General features: G+C 46.9%; 15 protein-coding genes and 1 pseudogene. 1 reads left to right on the forward strand and 15 read right to left on the reverse strand.

The window, feature by feature from the left end; all coding sequences use genetic code 11:
* Nucleotides 1-12 precede the first annotated feature (12 nt).
* The 15 genes and pseudogenes from FU659_RS11735 to FU659_RS11805 form a co-directional block, all read right to left on the reverse strand.
* On the reverse strand, nt 13-807 hold the full coding sequence (locus tag FU659_RS11735; RefSeq protein WP_147947749.1) for an ABC transporter ATP-binding protein: 795 nt from the start codon (nt 805-807) through the stop codon (nt 13-15).
* Entirely contained in the window at nt 807-1,721 is a 915-nt protein-coding gene (locus FU659_RS11740; protein WP_147947750.1) for an ABC transporter permease, read from the reverse strand. Before FU659_RS11740 ends, FU659_RS11735 begins: the two co-directional genes overlap by 1 nt.
* Nucleotides 1,722-1,793: 72 nt before the next feature.
* Nucleotides 1,794-2,846, reverse strand: coding sequence for an ABC transporter substrate-binding protein (locus FU659_RS11745; RefSeq protein ID WP_147947770.1), 1,053 nt, complete (start codon nt 2,844-2,846; stop codon nt 1,794-1,796).
* Nucleotides 2,847-3,062: 216 nt separating this feature from the next.
* Entirely contained in the window at nt 3,063-4,043 is a 981-nt protein-coding gene (locus FU659_RS11750) for a Gfo/Idh/MocA family protein (RefSeq protein WP_147947751.1), read from the reverse strand.
* Nucleotides 4,044-4,222: 179 nt separating this feature from the next.
* The gene (locus FU659_RS11755; protein ID WP_187274090.1) at nt 4,223-4,948 is read right to left on the reverse strand and encodes a GntR family transcriptional regulator; all 726 of its coding nucleotides are present in this window, start codon (nt 4,946-4,948) and stop codon (nt 4,223-4,225) included.
* A 1-nt stretch (nt 4,949) separates the two neighbouring features.
* The gene (locus FU659_RS11760; RefSeq protein ID WP_147947753.1) at nt 4,950-5,966 is read right to left on the reverse strand and encodes a sugar kinase; all 1,017 of its coding nucleotides are present in this window, start codon (nt 5,964-5,966) and stop codon (nt 4,950-4,952) included.
* Complete coding sequence (dagF, locus tag FU659_RS11765; protein WP_147947754.1) at nt 5,959-6,714, reverse strand: 2-dehydro-3-deoxy-phosphogluconate aldolase; 756 nt, start codon at nt 6,712-6,714, stop codon at nt 5,959-5,961. The genes FU659_RS11760 and dagF overlap by 8 nt, the downstream gene beginning before the upstream one ends.
* A 1-nt stretch (nt 6,715) precedes the next feature.
* Nucleotides 6,716-7,819, reverse strand: coding sequence for a DgaE family pyridoxal phosphate-dependent ammonia lyase (locus FU659_RS11770; protein WP_147947755.1), 1,104 nt, complete (start codon nt 7,817-7,819; stop codon nt 6,716-6,718).
* Nucleotides 7,797-8,896, reverse strand: a pseudogene (locus tag FU659_RS11775) (amidohydrolase/deacetylase family metallohydrolase). The gene FU659_RS11770 and the pseudogene FU659_RS11775 overlap by 23 nt, the downstream one beginning before the upstream one ends.
* Nucleotides 8,897-9,114: 218 nt before the next feature.
* Complete coding sequence (locus FU659_RS11780) at nt 9,115-9,942, reverse strand: carbohydrate ABC transporter permease (RefSeq protein WP_261807773.1); 828 nt, start codon at nt 9,940-9,942, stop codon at nt 9,115-9,117.
* A gap of 104 nt (nt 9,943-10,046) precedes the next feature.
* On the reverse strand, nt 10,047-10,922 hold the full coding sequence (locus FU659_RS11785) for a carbohydrate ABC transporter permease (protein WP_147947757.1): 876 nt from the start codon (nt 10,920-10,922) through the stop codon (nt 10,047-10,049).
* Between the two features lie 93 nt (nt 10,923-11,015).
* Entirely contained in the window at nt 11,016-12,362 is a 1,347-nt protein-coding gene (locus FU659_RS11790; protein ID WP_147947758.1) for an extracellular solute-binding protein, read from the reverse strand.
* A gap of 129 nt (nt 12,363-12,491) precedes the next feature.
* A complete protein-coding gene (locus tag FU659_RS11795; protein WP_147947759.1) occupies nt 12,492-14,057 on the reverse strand; it encodes a response regulator transcription factor in 1,566 nt (521 codons plus the stop codon).
* Nucleotides 14,054-15,850 carry a cache domain-containing sensor histidine kinase gene (locus tag FU659_RS11800; protein ID WP_147947760.1) on the reverse strand — a complete coding sequence of 599 codons (1,797 nt, stop codon included), beginning with the start codon at nt 15,848-15,850 and terminating at the stop codon, nt 14,054-14,056. Before FU659_RS11800 ends, FU659_RS11795 begins: the two co-directional genes overlap by 4 nt.
* Before the next feature lie 323 nt (nt 15,851-16,173).
* Nucleotides 16,174-18,006, reverse strand: a complete 1,833-nt coding sequence (locus FU659_RS11805; protein ID WP_147947761.1) for an ABC transporter ATP-binding protein — start codon at nt 18,004-18,006, stop codon at nt 16,174-16,176.
* A gap of 294 nt (nt 18,007-18,300) precedes the next feature.
* On the opposite strand from FU659_RS11805, the gene FU659_RS11810 reads away from it, so the two are divergent.
* The gene (locus FU659_RS11810) at nt 18,301-19,464 is read left to right on the forward strand and encodes an iron-containing alcohol dehydrogenase (RefSeq protein ID WP_147947762.1); all 1,164 of its coding nucleotides are present in this window, start codon (nt 18,301-18,303) and stop codon (nt 19,462-19,464) included.
* Nucleotides 19,465-19,730: the final 266 nt, after the last annotated feature.

The raw sequence follows: 19,730 nt of genomic DNA on the forward strand, positions 1-19,730 counted from the left end.
GATATCTACGAATTACCCCAGCACCACACGGTCATCCGCCAGCTTATTCCCGCTGATTTGCTCGAACTCACCGAGCAATTGCTCGACGGTCAGATGTTTTTTTCGTTCCTCATTGACATCAAGGATGATGCGGCCTTTATCCATCATGATAAGCCGGTTGCCTAGGCGAATCGCCTGTTCCATATTGTGCGTAACCATCAGCGTGGTTAGCTTCATCTCGCGGACGATATCCTCCGTGAGTCTTGTAATCAACTCTGCGCGCGAAGGATCGAGCGCGGCGGTGTGCTCATCAAGCAGCAGGATCTGCGGCTTCGTGAACGTCGCCATCAATAGACTAAGCGCTTGACGCTCTCCGCCGGAGAGCATGCCTACCTTCGCGCGCAGACGGTCTTCCAAGCCAATGCCTAGGCGGTGCAGCTGCTCTAGGAACACCTTGCGCTTGCGCATGGTAACACCAAAGTTCAGTCCGCGTTTCTTGCCGCGGGCATAGGCCATGGCAAGATTCTCCTCGATGGTCATTCGAGGCGCCGTCCCCGCCATAGGGTCTTGGAATACGCGGCCGATCCACCGGCTGCGCTCGTACTCAGGCAAGTCATGGATGATCTCGCCGCCAATACGCACTTCGCCGGCATCCGGTGTCATGACGCCGGAGATAATATTCATGAGCGTTGATTTACCCGCGCCATTACTTCCGATTACCGTAACGAAGTCGCCCGGCATCAGGTTCAAGTTAATGCCAATCAAGGCGATTTTCTCATCCGCCGAGCCAGGGTTGAATAATTTGGAAACATTGGAGAGTTGAAGCATCAGCGGCCACCTCCCTTGTTCGTTTGCAAAGCTCGAGCAATCAGCTCTGCTGAGCGACGTTTGGCCGTTGCCTTTTGCTTGAATGAGCGCTGCACGGAAGGAACCACAAGTGCGATAATAACAATAATAGCGGTGATCAGCTTCAAGTCAGAGGCATTCAACCACTCGACACGAAGCGCCAACGCGACCACAATACGGTAGACGATGGAGCCGAGTACAGCGGCAAGTGTTGCCTGAAACACAGTGCGAGCTCCGAATATCGCTTCTCCGATAATAACGGAAGCGAGTCCAATAACAATCATCCCAATCCCCATGGAAATGTCAGCAAAGCCAGACTGCTGAGCAATGAGCGCTCCCGATAGGGCCACTAGACCATTCGATAAACTGACACCTAAAATCGTTGTTCGATCTGTGTTGGCACCAAAGCTGCGGATCATTCGGGCGTTATCTCCGGTTGCTCGCAAAGCCAGTCCCAAATCTGTGTGCAGGAAGGCATCGAGCAGCAATTTCAATACGACGACAATAATGAGCACAATGGTAATTGGCTTCACAGTGGAAAACAACGTGTCTGCTCCAAGCAGTGAAATATTCGGTTTACCCATGATGCGCATATTGATTGAATACAGCGCAATCATCATCAATATCCCTGATAAGAGCCCATTGATTTTCCCTTTGGTATGCAGCAATCCCGTACAAGCGCCGGCAGCCAGACCTCCGGCAAAAGCGGCCAAACAAGCTAGTATGGGGGAGTATCCGTGTGAAATAAGTATCGCAGCAATAGCTCCGCCGGTCGTAAAGCTTCCATCCACCGTCAAGTCAGGGAAATCAAGAATACGAAACGTGATATAAACACCAAGCGCCATCAACGCATAAAGAAGACCCAGCTCGACAGCGCCATACATTGAATCCATCATAAGTTAGCCCTCCTTTACTTTAAAAAAAGAGGTGAACGAAAGCGACGTCCACCCCTTTTAATCGAATTGCCTTTATTGAATAATATTTTTCTCTTTATCTTTTACCGCATTTTTCATTGCATCTGTCACTTCAATCCCTTGCGCTTTAGCAGCTTTCAAGTTCAAGATCAGATCCAGTTTCTCTGGAACGGTTACTTTCAAGTCAGCAGGTTTTTTACCATTTTTAAGAATTTCAACAGCCATTTGTCCGACTTGGTAGCCGTGATCGTAGTATTTAAAGCCAACTGTTGCGAAGGCTCCTTTTTCCACGGTGTCACGGTCACTCGAGAAGAACGGGATGTGTTTTTCATTAGCCAGTTGAATAATGGAGTCTACGCCGCTTACTACTGTATTATCAAGTGTAATCAAGAAAGCATCCGCACGTCCAACAAGGGATTGCGCAGCTTGCTTGACTTCAGATGTATTCGTTACCGGTGCTTTAACCAATTTAATACCATGCTTCGTTAAAGACTCTTCCGCATTTTTCGCCATAATGACGGCATTAGGTTCACCTTCATTAATAACTAGGCCGACTGTTTTCACTTTTGGCAAATTAGCAGCCACGAAATCCATCAATTGTGCAACAGCCGCAGGATTCGTATCGGAAGCTCCCGACACATTACCGCCTGGCTTATCCAAATTGCTGACAATCTTAGCCGCAAGCGGATCCGTTACTGCTGCGAACAGGATTGGCGCTTTCTTCACTTGCTGCACAACAGCTTGTGCCGATGGTGTAGCGATACCGAGGACCAAATCACTATCGGAGGAAGCAATTTTTTGCGCAATGGATAAGTTGTTCGTTTGATCGCCTTGGGCATTGTTGAAATCAACCTTGAGGTTTGACCCTTCTACGATGCCTGCGTCTTTAAGTGCTGCAAGGAAGCCTTGACGTGTTGCATCCAAAGAAGGATGCTCAACGATTTGGGAAATGGCTACTTTATATGTCTTTTGCGCGTTTGCGGTAGCTACCGGAGCAGGTGAAGCTGTACCTCCTGCTGTTTTACCGGAATCAGCTTTCTGGCCGCAACCAGCTACTGTCATAAGTGCCGCGGATAAAACGAGCGTGACCAAAGCTTTCTTTTTTATCAATGTAATTACCCCTCTCAAATTTCTCTCTTGTAACACTTAGACGAGTCGCCCACTCACCACGTTAACGCTTTTGTGAAGCAAAGTGTAGGGGCAGGATAGGCCTAAGGTTGCATTTCGAATTAACCATAGTTTAATTGGCTCTAGCGTTTCCGTCAATTGTTTTGTATGCGTTTTTATAGATTTTGTAACCATGCGGATACATCATCTATCGGTCTATTTCTGCCAATAGAAGCCATTCAGCAGTTCGTCCATCACCCGATTCGTGCGGGCTGCACTGGTTCCTGTACTTGGGCTGCTTCCAAGCCCCCGTAATTCGTCGACAACTAATTGAATGAGCGGTTGCTGGATGTGAGCTGGGTTAGGAATGATTAACTCCTCTGTTTGACCATCAACCCTCTCGATACGAAGATCTTCACCGAAGGTGGAGAAAGATATTTTACCCTTGCTGCCGATAATTTCGTTCATATCGCTGCGAGTGAATGCGTTGAAGCACCAAGCTCCCGTGCCCAGGACACCAGACTCGAACGCATAAGTAGTAGTAACGATATCTTCTACATGATGCTGTCCCGATTGGTTTCTCGCGAAGCCCTTGACCTCACCGATAGGGCCAAGCAAATAATCCAAAATGTCCAAGGTATGACTCGCGAGGTCAACGAACAACCCCCCACCAGAAAGCTCAGGCTGTATCCGCCACGGAAGAACTTCACCCTCATCCGCTCTCATGGACTGAAGCTGCACGGACTGGACGAATCGAATATCGCCAATGGCTCCACGATCCAGCTGCCTCTTAATTTCAATAAATCGAGGCAGCCCTCTTCGGTAATAAGCTACGAATAAAGGCATCTTCGCCTGTTCGCAGGCCGATAGCATCTCCAAGCATTCTCGATAGTTTCTCGCCATCGGTTTCTCGACATAGACCGGCTTGCCAACACTGGCAGCAAGCAGGGCATACTCACGATGAAAGCCCGGCGGTGTAGCTACATAAACGGCATTAACATCAGGATCATTGACCAACGCCTCTGCGTTATCATACCATTTGGCCACGCCATGTCTGTTTGCATAATCTTCCGCCAAAGCTCCGTTGCGCCGCATAACGGCCACTAGTTCCGAGCCAGCAGCCTTCTGCAAGGCCGGACCGCTCTTGACCTCCGTCACATCTCCGCAGCCAATGATTCCCCATCGAATGCTTTCCATTTCAAGTATCACCTCACCTAGTAACAATTTTGTCTACTACATCTATTCGACATAGAACATCTACCTCCTTTGAGGCAAAGAACCATATTCACGATCAAAAGGAAACGCTTTCATTTTTTGTGAAGAGAACAGTTAGGGCTCATTACCCCCCATTCTCAATTTGCCTACTTTTATATGAATCACACATCATAATTCACAACATAATTTTGCATGTGTGTATGGTAGTACCCCCTGCTGTATTCGATGAGTTCTCCCTTCTCATCATAGGCATAGCGCAGTCGCAGCAATAGCGGTGTTCCTTCACTGACTTGCAGTTTTTGCTCTACGTGAGCAGGGGCAGGGGCAACAGTAAATTCATCCCGAACTTTTTCTAAAGTAATATCTTGCTCCTCCAACAAATCGTATAAGGATTGAGCATTCAAATCGGATCGCTGAATATCGGTCGTTCGCATCGTCAAATAGTTCGTGTAATGAATATAAGGTACGTCATTCAAATAATAAAGACGTTCTATCCGGTAGCAGCGTTCCCCAAATAATTCATACGGTTGGCTCCCTGATTCATTAACTACGACCTCTGCCAACAGCAATTGCTTATGAATCCGATGGCCTTTCTCCACTAATACCTCTGTAAACCGTTTCCACTTGGAGAGCTTGGATGCAGACGTATTGCGAATGACGGTCGTCCCTTTGCCGCTGCCTTTCTCCAGATAGCCTTCCTGGACCAGCTCTTTGATGGCATTACGAACTGTAATTTTACTCACATCGAATTCCGTTTCCAATTGTGGTTCGGACGGGATATTCGTTCCCATGGGATAAACACCATGCAGAATACGATCCTTTAGGATATTCTTTATTTGTAAATATAACGGTCTCTGATTTCGAGATAAACTCACTGCTTCATCCACACTACCTTTCTACATCGCCTACTGCTTCTGTCATCGCACGCAGGATATCACTTTCTGACGACATGGGCGTATCACCCACAATCGTATGAGCCAGCATGCCAGCCGCTGCGGCAAAATTCACAGTCTTATCCATTGGAAAGCCTGCAAGCTCCCCATGCATAATCCCGCTCGTGTAGGCATCTCCTGCACCAATTCTATCATAGATAGAAAATGTGAGTAATTTCGAAAAGACGAATGTTTGATTTTTATAAATAAAGCCTTGCAAAGAATGCGTATTGTCACCGTTGATGGAGCGATGCGTACCTGCAATAACAGAAATTTGATATTTCTGGGCAACGACAGGAATCAGTTCCATGAGCTGATCTTGCCGCTCTTCCTTGTCCGTCTCCATCCCGAGGATCAGCATCGCGTCTTTCTCATTCATCATGACCATGTCTGCCAAACCGAGCATTTCTTCATAATGCGGCTTCGCTTTGACATAGCCGCCTTCTCCCCAATGGGCCGGGCGGTAGTTGCAGTCGAAGACAACGGTGCCGCCCTGCTCTTTGACCGCTCTCGCCAACACTTTCATGTGTGCGCGTACGTTATCATTCATCGCCAGCGTGATGCCGCAGAAATGTATGACGTCGATCTGCTTGGCTATCTCCTCAACATCATACGTATCATCCGGAGCCGTATTAAAGCTGCTTTCCTGACGATTGGAATACGTAACGCGGCTTGGCCGCGCGCCGAATCCATTCTCCAGGAAATACATACCTACATAATTGCCGCCTCGAACAAGGAATGATGGTGAAATGCCTAATTTGCGAAGAGACGCTTCTGCCGCATCCCCGATAGCATTTTTCGGCAATCGGGATACCAGATATCCCGTATGCCCTAGACGCGCAAGCGCCGAACTGACATTCACGCCTGTACCCGAGAAGGAATAGTTCAATGTGCTCGCTTGCGACAACAGCTCATACCCCTGTACCTGCAGGCGCATCATAACTTCTCCGAAAGCTGCAATTTTTTTAGCCATAGTAATCAACCAATTTTTTCATCGTTGCCAACAATTCACTTACATCTTCGGGATTCGTGTTCCCTGTAGCTTTGTCAATGATGGAGGAATAGACGTGAGGGATAACCTGCGGCACATTGGCTTCCAGACCAATACGCAAAATCGCTTCAAAATTCTCTTTATCAATGCTGCCTGTAGGCTCTAAAGCAAATCCTTCTTCTCCGCATGCTTTAGCGACTGCACGAAGTTCGTCTTCGCAGCTCAAGCCGTTCATCGGAAAAAATTTCAATGCATTCCCGCCCATATCGCGGACAAGCGCAATCGCCGTTTTAATAGGTACAATCGCATGTTCGTCTTGTGCCGCGCTCACCGGTCCTGTTGAAATATTCACATATCCAACGCGTCCGCTCGGTGATACCAAGCTGTTGATCCAGCTATCTTGACCGCCCAGATTAGCGCGCGTAGCTCCCACAGCAGGGAATACTTGGTTAATATGCTTGCCCGGATAATGCTTAGCAATCGCTGCAACGACAGCCGCTTGACGATTGTCGCCTGCGCCCAATCCGATCGAAACCGCATCATCGATTTCTTTGCCATAAGCCTTCATCGCTTCTACGCCGGCTTCGACCGTCGGATAATTCTTCGACAGCACGCCGACCAATACATACCCCTCAGCCGCTTCAAATATTTCTTTGGCATTCTCGATACTGTTTGCCAATACGTTTAATGCTGCACGACCTTTATAGAAATGCTTTGCAATGTTAGACATGTTAGTTTCCTCCTGTTAATTCGCGTATTTGAGCCGCAATCATATGGATGTCGTCGCCTTGAAGCGGACGTGGATCGATATCAAAATAACCTTGTTTTACGCCATAATCACGTGTATAGATAGCAATTTCACCTTCTTGAAGACCTGTCACAACGCTTTTCGCTGTGGTTTGGGCTAATGCTGGATCGATTTGAATACGAGCGCGGAATATGGCACGACCCGCTTCATCCTGAACAATCGATACCTTCACGCCCGCTAACTCATTTAAAGACATTAACACTTGCAAACTTTCCTTTTCCTGCTCGCTTTTATCTTCTTTAGCGCCATATTCATCGAGGGCCTGAAGCAAACCGAAGGTGGTTTCTTTGCCCACTTTCATACTCCGTCCAATCCCATACATTTGCACTTTAACCCACTCGATATAGCTGCGTTTGCCGCCAATGATTCCGGAGGTTGGCCCTTCGATTGCTTTGGAACCGCTGTAAATGGCAAGGTCGGACACTTTTACATACTTTTGTATATCCTCTTCGGCTGCTGCATCTACGATCAGGGGAACACCATGACGTTGGGCAACCTCCCAGGCTTCTTCAACAGAGATCATATTCTTTTGGACGGCATGATGGGATTTTACATATAAAATAGCGGCTGTATTCTCCGTGATAGCGTCTTGTATATGTTCCGCTTTACCTTCGTTCGCGTATCCTACTTCAACAAGATTTCCTCCGCCAAGGTAGACCATGGTTTCAACCGGAGCCCCGTATTGAACATTGTGACCTTTCAGCATAATAATGTCGCGCCTCGCTATGATCTCTTGATGCAGACGTTCACTCTTGCGACGATTCCCTTGTGTAACAACAGCAGCAACCGAAAGCGCGATGCCGCTTGATGCCGAATTGACAATAACCGCAGCCTCGGAACCGAGGATTCGCGCTACATAGTCACCCGCTTTATCGACTAGATCAGCGATCTCTACATAATTTTGACCGCCATGCTTCATGGCTTCCATGACGGTATCGGTCGGAGCTGACACCCCAAGAATGCTCATCCTCCCGCTTGCATTGATCACACGTTTAAGACCATATTTAGCATTTAAGGAACTCGCCATTCACAAACACTCCTCTGGTTTCTATTCGTTGGTCGGCCAATCGTTGCTCCCCTTCGGAATCAATCAGGGTCGTTGGCTCTTGGATCACGGTAAACAACGTTAGTTGTGCAGCATCCCCGACTTGAATGCGGCCAAGTTCGGGCTTTTGAAGCCAATTAGCAGCCTGTGTGGTAACCGCTGCGATGACCTCTTCAAGCGAGTAGCCTAAGTAAAGAAATTTGGAAAGTACATGAGCCATATGATAAACAGGACCGTTTAAGCGGTTCCCGCGATAAATATCTGTGCTGATGGTATTTAAACGGATGCCATACTTTGGGCAGCCTCAGCAGCTTTGAATGAAAAGCTTGCTGTCCCATGGCCAACATCCAAATGTACGCCTCTTGCAATCGCATCGACTAGCACTTGCAGTGGCTTGCCTTCTGCATCAAACAAATTATTCTTTTTCCCATTCAAATAATGTGTAATGATATCCCTTTCGGCTAAAAGCGGCACGATCTCCTCGATATTCGGCGGGCCCGATCCAATGTGGACCATTAACGGCAACGATGTTTCTTCAGAAAGCTCCCGCGCTCTGTGCAGCGGCTCCAGCCCACTTTCCTTCACGACACTGCTGCTTATCCTGGCCTTAAGTCCGACGATCACATCCTTATGTGCATGAACGGCCTGCCTTACCTGATCTTTATCTATCCATGCCATGTTCGATAGTTCATCGACTCTTTGCAACCCGATACGCGAAATATTCAAAAAAGCCAGCAAGTTCGTTCGCGCTCCTACCCTACTTGCCACGAGCTCCGAAATCCGGTCCGCGCCACAGCTGCCTGCATCTACAATCGTAGTGACACCTTGCTTGACGCCAATTTCATCAATTTCATCACCATAGGGATCAAACGCAGGAAAAGCATGAACATGAAGATCAATCCAACCGCTGGATACAAACATCCCCGAGCAGTCCATCACTTGCTCGCCGTGACCGCTCCCGGCTGCTGCCAGCTCCACAATCTGACCGTCTTCAATGACGATATCGAGTACCTCTCCATTGACAAGCGTAACATGTTGTAAGACGATTCGTTCTTTCATTTCTTTCACCTAGTTTCTGTCGATTAATTATTTAAATCTTGTTCCTTTAAACATTATAACGTTATAATCTTAGGATATCACGTAACCATACGGAAGTAAATATACAAATCCAGCAATGACTATGGTAAAAAAAGAAGTCAGACAGCGCATCAGCCATCTGACTCTAACTTTATGAATAGGATTGCAAAATGCGATCCAAATTATGAATAGAGCCAACCCTATCCTTTGACAGCGCCTGCAGTCATGCCCTTCATAATTTGTTCCTGGAACAATAGGAAAACGATAATTGTCGGCAGTACAGCAATCAGAAGCGCAGCCATCGTTAATTCATAATCCGTCATATATCCTGTGGCAAAAGCAGATAAGCTAAGCGGCACTGTCTTCAGCGCAGGCTTACTAATAAAAACAAGCGCAAAGGCGAAATCATTCCAAAAGCGTAAAAACCCTAAAATCCCGACCGTCGCAATCGCCGGCATACTGAGCGGCATCATCATTCGGAAGAAAATCCCCCAGTACCCTGTACCGTCGATCAAGGCCGCTTCCTCAATTTCTTTCGGAATCGTAACTAAATAAGCCGCTATGACGAAAATCGCCAAAGGAAGCTCAAATGCCGTATAGGGAAAAATGAGTGCGCCGTATGTGTTTAACAGACCTATTTTTTTCATCAAAATAAAAAGCGGCACTAATGTGCTGTGAATCGGAATGAGCATGCCTAACAGAAACAATCCCATAAAAAATGGTTTTAGCTTAAATTCAAAACGCGATAAAATGTATGCTGCCAGGGCTCCGATAACCAACGTCAGAATGAGAGAAGCCACGGTGACAAGGGTCGAGTTCCAAAGAGAAAGCCCCATGCCGGAAACTTTCCATGCTCTGACCAAATTGTCCCATTTCCAAACTGTCGGAAGTAAAAAAGGCCGCGAATAAAACTCTTCATTCGATTTAAAGGCACTTATAAATAGCCAAATGAGCGGATACAGGGTGACCAAAGCATAGATGGAAAGCAGCACATTCTTCATGCCGTGCAGCCATCCTCTTATTTTCATGCGGGTAGCTGTTAATCCCGGCTGCATCGATACTTCTTGCTTCATAGAGGTCCTCCTTCATGGTTTTCTCAAGAAAACGCGCTTGGTTATCACGAACAAAACACTTAGCGATAGTCTCGCTTCATTAAATATTGACTGCCAGCAACTAGAATAAGACTAAGAATAATGATGGCCGTAGAGATCGCGCTGCCGAAGCCGAAGCGATAGACGTTGAATGTGCTGTTATACATATAAGAAGCTAACAGTTCGGTAGAGTGAGCTGGTCCGCCCCCCGTCATCACATAAATTAAATCGAAGGACTTCAAACTTCCTGAAATACACAAGATGACGGTTACCTTCACCGTATCCCAAATCATAGGAAGAGTTACCGTAAAAAGCTTACGTACCGGACCAACACCATCCAGTTGTGACGCATCGTTGATTTCCGGAGATATATTATGCAAAGCGGCAATGAACATAATCATGTAAGGACCAATATAATTCCAGATGATCGGCACCATCAGTGCGTACATCGACACTTTCGGATCGGAGAGCCAAGCTTTCTTCCAGCTATCAAGTCCAACGCCTTCAAGGAAGAAGTTAATAATCCCGATTTGCGGGTGATACAGGTAACCCCAAATAATACCGACAACAACAGAGGAAAGCACCATAGGCATAAACACCGAAGCTCTTATCGTTCTTTGGAAAAAGTTGCTGCGCATCAACATAAGTGCCAAAATCATGGCAATCGGCACCTGACCGAACACAGAAGCGGCTACAATCAGCATGTTATTTTTGAAAGACTTCCAGAAAATAGGATCTTTAACAACCTCTACGTAATTATCGAAACCGATAAATTTAGCAGCTCCAATACCTTTCCAATCAAAAAAACCGTAATATGCCGACCAAAAGATCGGAACGATAACGAATAACAGGTACAAAACAAGAGCCGGAATAAGCCCTATCGTAATAAATCCGCGGATGCGAGATGCTGCCGTCATAATTTCCCTCCTACAGCTGAAGTGTGAAAAGCTACCTCGCTTTTTGAAAAAGGCTCCAGCCGAGCTTGAGCTGGAGACCTTTGGCTTGTGCTATTACTTACTAATGCCTTTCGCTTGCGCGTCCTGAATTTTCTTCGCGATGTCCTCTGGCTTACCGCCCATGAGAAGCTCTTGCAGACCGTTGTTCACGACATCAGCTGCCACAGAACTCAGTCGACCGTCATACACCGGCGTTCTTTTCACAGTGCCCATCATTTTGTAAACTTCTGCGAAGATTGGGGAAACTTTTGTTGTGTCCAGATCAACTTTGTAGCTTACTAGGTTGTTGCTTTCGAGAATCGCTTTTTGCGCTTCCGGACCTGCCATTTTGTAAATCAATTCATAAGCCGCAGTTTTTTGTGCGCCTGTTACCTTTTTACTCATTCCCAAACCTACACCCACTGCACCGGAGAGGGTATTCGGATCGCCTTTACCATTAGGCACAGAAGGAAGAACCGTAACCGCCATATTCGCCATTGCTTCTTTGGATGCATTCGATGCCAAGTTCGTCAGCGCCCATCCGCCGTCGATCATCATCGCGGATTTGCCTTGAGCAAACAATTGCTCCATTTGCGTATTATCAATACTGTTGAAGCCCTCTTGGAAAGCGCCTGATGTGCCAAGCTGTTTCAAGTAAGTCAATGCTTGAACGAATTCAGGATCCGTGAATTTAGCGCCATTTTGATCGACAGCCTTCAAGAACCATTCCGTACCCGTTACACGGTCAGCAAGCGAGCTAAGGATACTGGATTGTGCTACCCATGCTGCTTTGTTGCCAAGCGCGATTGGCGTGATGTTGTTTTTCTTGAACGTATCAACAAGCTTCATCAGATCGTCCCACGTTTTAGGCGGTTGAGCGTTATATTTATTAAAAATTTCTTTGTTGTAATAAAGAATCGAAGTTGGAGAAAGTGCCATCGGTGCACTGTAAATTTTGCCGTTCACCGTGAAATCGTCGAAAGAGCCTGGCATAAAACCATTTTTCCAATCCGCTTTGCTATCGAGCAGTTCATTAACCGGCTGAAGCAGATCGCCGCCCACGAACTCCTTCGTCATAACGCCCGGCGACAATACGAACAGATCTGGCAATTCGTTTGCTGCAGCAGCTGTTTTCAAACGTGTTTTGTAGCCATCGGGAGGAATACCTTGAATATCCAATTCTACGTTCGGGTGATCTTTCTTGTATTGATCCATGTAGGCACGCATCGTTTTGGCCCGAAGGTCTTCCCCGGTATAGTTATGCCAGATCGATAATTTCACCTTTTCAGCAGGCTTGCTTCCTGCATCTGTTGCTTTAGGAGCAGCGGTGTCTTTCTTGTCTGTCGTTCCGCTTGCTCCACAGCCTGCAAGGAGCGATAAGGATAACGCTGCCGCGAGCGTGACGATAAATGGTTTTTTCATGTAATATACCCTCCTCTGATGTGTTCAAAGAAAATTCATTTTGTATACAGAAGCTCTCGTTGTTTACAAACTTAGTATAAGGGACAATGATGGGGGTCAGTTACGGGAGAGACTTCGGGGCAAGGGGGGTCATTTCTCAGGCTTTGCTTCCTGACGAAATTCAGACGGCGTCTTGCCCGTGTACTTTTTGAACTGTTGGGTAAAGTATTTGATATCTTCATAGCCCACTCTTCTTGCAATATCACTGACCTTCGTCTGTGAGCCCTGAAGAATATCAATCGCGCGTTTCATCCGTTCCTGGGTCACGAATTCCAAATATGTCAGACCGGTCTCCCGTTTAAAAACCTCGCTGAAATGATTAGGATTTATGTGTACGCTGCTTGCTACCTGCTGCAGCGAAATGGATTGATCCAAGTTGTCCCGAATGTAAACAATGGCTTTATGGATATAGGAATAGCGCTGTTTGCCCAAACCTTGATGAAAGTTCGTCATTACCGCAGACAAAGCCTTGAATATCTCCTCCTCAGGGCGACTCGTCTGAGCAAAATTAGACAGAGTCCCTAAGGGAATCGCCTCCTCCTGCGAGGTATGGGCGCGTTCGAGCCAGCGATGGCCGGCAATGATGATCGACTGCAAGTAGCCCTGCACGCTAAGCGGTGTTGCCGCTGCATCTTCCATCTGGGTACGCACCTTCTGATTCACCCAATGACGCAGTTCAATAGCGTTGTTGCTCATCAAGATAACTGTGAGCTCTGCTTCTTCTTTCTCCGAGCAAATCGTTCGACCTCCACTGCGGTTCCGAATATCGTCAACCGTGAACAAGCCTTGGGTGCCAAACAAGCTTTGATAAGCAAATATTTCTTTGGCTGTCCGGTATGATTCTTGCAGGTCTTCGTAATCTTGGGCAATGCCGCCAAGTGCTGCAAATGCATTACATTTGAGCGTCTCTGTGACATGCCTAAGTGCACGTTTCAACCCAACAGCATCGGTTACCCCTACTTCATAGCGCACAACAAGCAGCAGGTGTTCTTTTTTGATCAGCGTCACGCAAGGAAGCAGCTCGAAAAGAATATTCTCTGCCCCTCCCTGCAGAAGCTCCGCAAAGGATGCTTCTCCCCAACCTGATACGGAGACGAGCATGACCTGCATCGCAGCCGGAGTACCCGTCTGCCGGTGAATGTCGACTTCATATTTGTGAAACCAAGCACGAAGCTCTTCCCTCACTTCCGGATCATCCTGCAAGCCTTTTTTCAGGACCCGATCCAGCATTTGCGTGCGCAGAGCCGCCTGCTGGAGCTGATCCTGCCTCATCGATTCCCATTTATGCATGATGTTCTGTTTGGCTTTCATCGCAGCTTTAATAATCTCCTCAGGACGGCTTGTCTTGAGCAAGTAGTCCGTTACGCCTTCACGCAGCGCCTGCTGCGCATATCCAAAGTCATCATAGCCCGTGAGGATGACAACTTCCGTATCGGGCAGCATTTCCTTTATCTCACGAGCAAGCTCAATACCATCCATGCCGGACATACGAATATCGGTCAGAACGATATGCGGCTTTTCAACGGGGATACGATCCAGCGCCTCTTCGGCAGATGATGCCGCAGGCAGCAGTTCAAGACCTAGTTCTTTCCAATCTATAACCGTGCATAACCCTTCACGTATGATAACTTCATCATCCACAATCAAAATTTTCATATCACTGTCTCTCCTTTTAGCAGAGGAATTGAGAAGGCAATGCGTGTTCCAACGCCTACCGTACTGTATACTTGCAGCCCGGACTGGGCGCCATAATGCAGCAGTAACCTGCGGTGCACATTAATCAAACCATAGCTCGTAATGGATGTTTTCAATTCTTTAGGCGCCTGATTTAGTCTGCCCAATTGCTGATGAGCAGAAGCTAACTGCTGGCTGATGTCACGGAGCTTTAGCTCTTCAATCCCTATTCCTGTATCCTCAATAACAAATTTCATCTGATCTTCCAGCAGTTCACCGTGTACGTAAATATGGCCCTTCATTTTTTTCTTCTGAATGCCATGAATAAGACTATTTTCAATCAAAGGTTGAAGCAGAAGCTTCAGCATAGGAAGTTGCTGCATCTCAGGATCTATAAAGAACTCAATTGTAAACTGATCAGGAAAACGAATAGACTGGATATACGCATAGTTCTGTGCATGAGAAATCTCCTGCTGCACACTGCAAAACTCTTCCCCTTTATTTAAGCTGAATCTCAGAAAATCACTGAGTGCTCCAACCATTTCTGATATTTGATGATCCTTGTTTCTCAGAGCAATCCAATGGATGGAGGATAAGGTGTTGTACAGAAAATGCGGGTTAATTTGCGCCTGAAGGGCAAGGATATCCGCCTCCTTCTTCATCGCTTCGTTCTGCTGCACCTGTTCCTTCAGCCAGCCGATCCGTTCACTTAGCTTATTGTAGCTGTGTACGAGCAGCCCCACCTCATCAATGCTTTTTACTTCATAGCGGGGAATCGTGTCATCCGGATTCAAATCCTTCAGATATTGAGTCAGTTTAATCAAGGGCTGTGTCACCCACTGTAAGAAATAAAGAACCATGAGAACTGCAAGCAGCAGCGCAATCCCAATGGCGACAGCTGTTACTGTAACGACATACTCATTTTGCGCCCGGTAAATATGTGTCGGAATAAATCCAACTAACTTCCAATTCAACCTAGGAATTGGATTATATAAAACGGTATACTGCTGCGCGCTGTTTTTGTAACTTTGAATACTGCTTGTATCCAGAAACGGCCCCATATGCGGGAAAACCTCGCTCATCGATCGCCCCAACCATAAGGGATCGCCACCCGATATGATATCGGTATGCTGGTTCAACAACAGCACGTAACCGCTTTCTTCCCAACCCGCCTGTGTCAAATAGCGCTCAAGCTCCGACTGATCGATGCTAATCGCTAAGGTGCCTATCATCTTGAAGGTGTTGATATCACGAATCGGCCGCACCAAGGAAATGACTCTCTTAGGCCCGTCCGAGGTCTGAGTCGCATAAAGAGGTGACCACCATCTCACGGCAGACTCATAGACGGATTTATCTTGCTCAATGAGTGCATTCAGTCCCGAATTCGTTACGGTTGTTGTATATAAAGCGGGATTGCCGTTGATTGGAGTGATCGTAATATTGGAGATGTATTTCTTGGAATACGAAAGATTCCAAAGCGTGCCGACAATTTGCAAATAACTGTTTACATCCCCTACGTCACTATTGAGATAGGTTTGAATGTCTTTTTGTCCAATCAAAAACATGGACATGATCTCCACATCTTGTGTAACAAAGTCAAGCTTATCCGATATTTGTTTCAATGTGTTCATGCCTGCCAGCTTAGCTTTATCCTCCGTAATGGACGTTGCGATGCGGTAAGAAACCACACCCGTAGATAGGAGTGGAATGACAATGGCAAATAAAATGAGTAAAGACAGCTTGCGATTCAGGGATTTGGCAAACCAGCGTCTCATCGGTGATCCCTCACTTTTTTATAATTTGAAAAATGAAAAAACGGTTCCTACGAAACCGTGTCAGCAAATCTTACGTTGATATTGACATAGAAGTGCAACGATTTGCAATATATATTCAAATTTAACTGACTAAGTATTCCCCTGATGACCGCGGCTCACAAGGATAAACGACTTCGTCGTCCTTCAGGGACGAGCGAGTTTGTCTAGGTAGATGCGAAGCAAATGTATAGACATATACTTTCTTATTCTACTGAAAAAAAAGCATTTCAAACCCTCGTTAAACCAAGGTCTGAAATGCTCCCTTCAATTTCAATCCCTAAAATTTAGGAATGCACATTTTTGAGTGAGACAGCTTTGGCTAATACCGCTGTTTCCGATGGAATCAACTGCACAGCAGCCCGATCTTCGGCTTGAAGCTGCAATTGCTGCGTAGCGAATTCCCGATACATCTCGTGTGAATCCAACAACTGTTGATGGGTTCCGCTGCCTGTCACAACGCCTCTATCCAGGAACACAATCTGATCGGCATCCACAACGGTAGACAGGCGATGGGCAATGACCAATGTCGTGCGCCCCTGCATCAAATTTTGCAAAGCCTGCTGCACCACAACCTCCGACTTACTGTCCAGACTCGATGTGGCTTCGTCGAGCATCAGAATCTTCGGATCACGCAGCAAAGCTCTCGCAATGGCAATCCGCTGCCGCTGGCCGCCGGACAGCTTGATCCCTCGTTCCCCAACCTCGGTTTCGTACTTCTCCGGCAATTTCTCAATGAAATCATCGGCATAGGCCATCTGGGATGCCCGCTTCAGCTCCTCCAGAGGAACTTCACGCGACATGCCATAACAGATGTTATCTCGAATGGTCCCCGAAATGAGTGGACTTTCTTGTGAAACATAACCAATCTGACTCCTCCAGGAGACTAGCGAGTAGTCAGCTATCGGCTCTTTGCCCAAAGTGATTGAACCCTTAGTCTGCTTGTAAAACCGTTCCAACAAAGAGAACATCGTCGTCTTTCCACTACCGCTCGGGCCTACAATAGCCGTAACCTTGCCCGCTTCCATCGTGAAACTGACATTTTTGAGCACAGGCTCGCCCTCTTTATACGAGAAGGAAACCCGATCGAAATGGATCGATTGCGAGGCGTCCGTCACTACAGCTCCAACATCCGGAATCTCTTCTTCGTGGTCCAGAACCTTCAAGATCGTATCCGTGGCTCCCATGGTTTTCTGCATTTGATTGAAAAACTGCGTAATCTGCGTAATCGGCATGACAATTTGAAATAAATAAAGCATAAACGCCACCAATTGACCTGCGGTAATAGCCCCTGAGGAGACGCGCATGCCGCCATATCCGAAAAGGACCACAAGCAGCATCAACATAACAAAAGAAATCAACGGCGCCATCAGGGCTTGAATCCGGCCTTCTTTCAGCCCAAATTGGAACAGCTTCTGAATACCGGAACTGCCTTCTTTATACTCGCTTTGCTCGGCGTTTGCCGCTTTTACCAAGCGCATTTCGGACAGGACACGATTCAGCACTGACGTAAAGCTGGCCGTTTCGGCTTGCAAGCCTTTGGATACTTTATACATTTGTCTGCCTAAAGGAAAAAGAATGAGGAACGCAATCGGAAATACGCTGAACATAATGAGTGTCATTTTCCAATCCATGTAAAGCAGCACCGTGATCGATCCAATAATCGCAATAATCCCGGTTACGAACCCCGACATGTGCTCCGCGATAAGTCCTTTGATCACAGACGTATCGTTCGTCATCCGTGAGATTGTGTCGCCTGTTTGATTGTTGTCATAGTAGCCAATCGGCAGCACGAGCAGCTTTTTCCATAACCGGTCTCGAATGCCAGCCACGACGCGCTGCCCCGCATAGTTCAGCAGGTAAACGGAAATCCCGGCAGCAATAGCCTGTGCTACGAAGGCTAGCGCCATTCCGCTAATCTGTGCCCAGCTTAGTGAACTGACAGAGAAGCTATCGACCACATTTTTCGTAAAAAGTGGGATCACCAGGCCCACCAACGTTGAAATGATACTTAACCCAAAGGCGATGCTTAAAACGAGCTTAGGCGGGTTTGCCTGAATCAGCAGGCGGAAAAACGCACGAAAATTAGTGTTCGGTTCTTCTTTAATGGTTCTTGCCATCTATATCTACTCCTTACCCGATCGGATATCCATCCGTTTTTGTGAATAATCTTACTTCTGGATCATACACTGCTATTTTAAACGGAATATAAACAAGATCCAATCAGTCTGAGGATGGAACAGGCTTTTTCGCGAGTTAGCGTAAATGAGCCATATTCATTTTCCCGATTTGTGTTTTGGGACTACTTTCTATACAATGAAAGTACACTGTTATCTCGCTGAGATGCAGCTTGTTTTTATATAACCATCGGATAAACAAATCGTAATTCACAGATATTCCTAGGAGGGAAATCGATGAACGCTTTTACTTTTTACAATCCTACTACGCTGCATTTTGGCCAAGGCCAATTGGAGAAATTGACAGCTGAGGTACCTAAATACGGCAAAAATGTGCTGCTCGTCTATGGCGGAGGCAGTATTAAACAAAATGACATATATGACAATGTAATCAAACTGCTTGCTGATGTGGATGCCGTTGTTTTTGAACTAAGCGGCGTGGAACCAAATCCCAGGCTGACCACCGTTCATCGCGGTGTTGCCCTATGCCGCGATAAGCACATTGACTTCATTCTTGCTGTTGGCGGCGGCAGTGTCATTGACTGTGCCAAAGCGATTGCTGTCGGAGCCAAGTACGAGGGCGATTTCTGGGATATCGTCACACGCAAGGCTGCCGCTACAGATGCAATAGCGCTTGGAACGGTCCTGACGATCGCAGCAACAGGCTCCGAAATGAACTCCGGTTCGGTCATCACGAACTGGGAAACGAAAGAAAAACTCGGATGGGGCAGTCCTTTCTCCTTTCCCAAGTTTTCCATTCTTGATCCAGCTCACACCACGTCCCTACCGGAAAATCAAACCGTCTACGGGATGGTTGATATTATGTCTCATGTGTTCGAGCAATATTTCCATCACGGATCCAATACGCCGATTCAAGATGGCTTTAGTGAAACGATTCTTCGCACTGTTATCGATACAGCGCCACGCTTATTGAAAGACCTGAACAACTTAGACGAACGAGCTACCATTCTTTACAGCGGCACCATGGCGCTTAATGGGATCCTGAGCATGGGTATTCGCGGCGACTGGGCTACTCATAACTTGGAACACGCCGTTTCTGCGGTACATGATATTCCTCATGGCGGCGGCTTAGCGATTATCTTCCCGAACTGGATGACCTACACGCTGGATGCTAACGTAACGCGTTTCAAACAATTTGCGCAGCATGTCTTCCACATCGATGCAGCAGGCAAAACAGATCGCCAAGTTGCCGAGGAAGGCATCGCGGCACTTCGCCAATTCCTGACCAGCATCGGCGCACCAAGTCGCTTGGCTGATTACGACATAGACGATTCCACCATCGAGCTAATGGCCGATAAGGCTATGATTTATGGCGATTTCGGCAACTTCAAAAAGCTGAATCGCGAGGACGTCGTGAATATTTATCGGATGTCGCTTTAGGTGATTAGGAATAGGGCCGAATAATTATCGGCCTGTTCTTTAATATGGGGGACGTTCCCTCTTGACGGCTGAAACGCTGAAAAACCGCGTTATCCTCATTGTCATGCGGATTTGCCAGCTATTTTTCTATCTGTAAGCAGGATTTTCAGTGCTACAGAGGAGTTTTTGCTTTAGGTGATTAGGAATAGGGCCGAATAATTATCGGCCTGTTCTTTAATATGGGGGACGTTCCCTCTTGACGGCTGAAACGCTGAAAAACCGCGTTA

Source organism: Paenibacillus sp. N3.4 (assembly GCF_008017805.1).
GTDB lineage: Bacteria > Bacillota > Bacilli > Paenibacillales > NBRC-103111 > Paenibacillus_E.

Bases quoted from the DNA above. Each gene is read 5' to 3' on its own strand.
- FU659_RS11795 (WP_147947759.1), bottom strand. From the start codon at position 14,057: ATGAAAATTTTGATTGTGGATGATGAAGTTATCATACGTGAAGGGTTA.
- FU659_RS11780 (WP_261807773.1), bottom strand. From the start codon at position 9,942: ATGAAAATAAGAGGATGGCTGCACGGCATGAAGAATGTGCTGCTTTCC.
- FU659_RS11760 (WP_147947753.1), bottom strand. From the start codon at position 5,966: ATGGCTAAAAAAATTGCAGCTTTCGGAGAAGTTATGATGCGCCTGCAG.
- FU659_RS11810 (WP_147947762.1), top strand. From the start codon at position 18,301: ATGAACGCTTTTACTTTTTACAATCCTACTACGCTGCATTTTGGCCAA.
- FU659_RS11770 (WP_147947755.1), bottom strand. From the start codon at position 7,819: ATGGCGAGTTCCTTAAATGCTAAATATGGTCTTAAACGTGTGATCAAT.
- FU659_RS11785 (WP_147947757.1), bottom strand. From the start codon at position 10,922: ATGACGGCAGCATCTCGCATCCGCGGATTTATTACGATAGGGCTTATT.
- dagF (WP_147947754.1), bottom strand. From the start codon at position 6,714: ATGTCTAACATTGCAAAGCATTTCTATAAAGGTCGTGCAGCATTAAAC.
- FU659_RS11740 (WP_147947750.1), bottom strand. From the start codon at position 1,721: ATGATGGATTCAATGTATGGCGCTGTCGAGCTGGGTCTTCTTTATGCG.
- FU659_RS11790 (WP_147947758.1), bottom strand. From the start codon at position 12,362: ATGAAAAAACCATTTATCGTCACGCTCGCGGCAGCGTTATCCTTATCG.
- FU659_RS11805 (WP_147947761.1), bottom strand. From the start codon at position 18,006: ATGGCAAGAACCATTAAAGAAGAACCGAACACTAATTTTCGTGCGTTT.
- FU659_RS11750 (WP_147947751.1), bottom strand. From the start codon at position 4,043: ATGGAAAGCATTCGATGGGGAATCATTGGCTGCGGAGATGTGACGGAG.
- FU659_RS11735 (WP_147947749.1), bottom strand. From the start codon at position 807: ATGCTTCAACTCTCCAATGTTTCCAAATTATTCAACCCTGGCTCGGCG.
- FU659_RS11800 (WP_147947760.1), bottom strand. From the start codon at position 15,850: ATGAGACGCTGGTTTGCCAAATCCCTGAATCGCAAGCTGTCTTTACTC.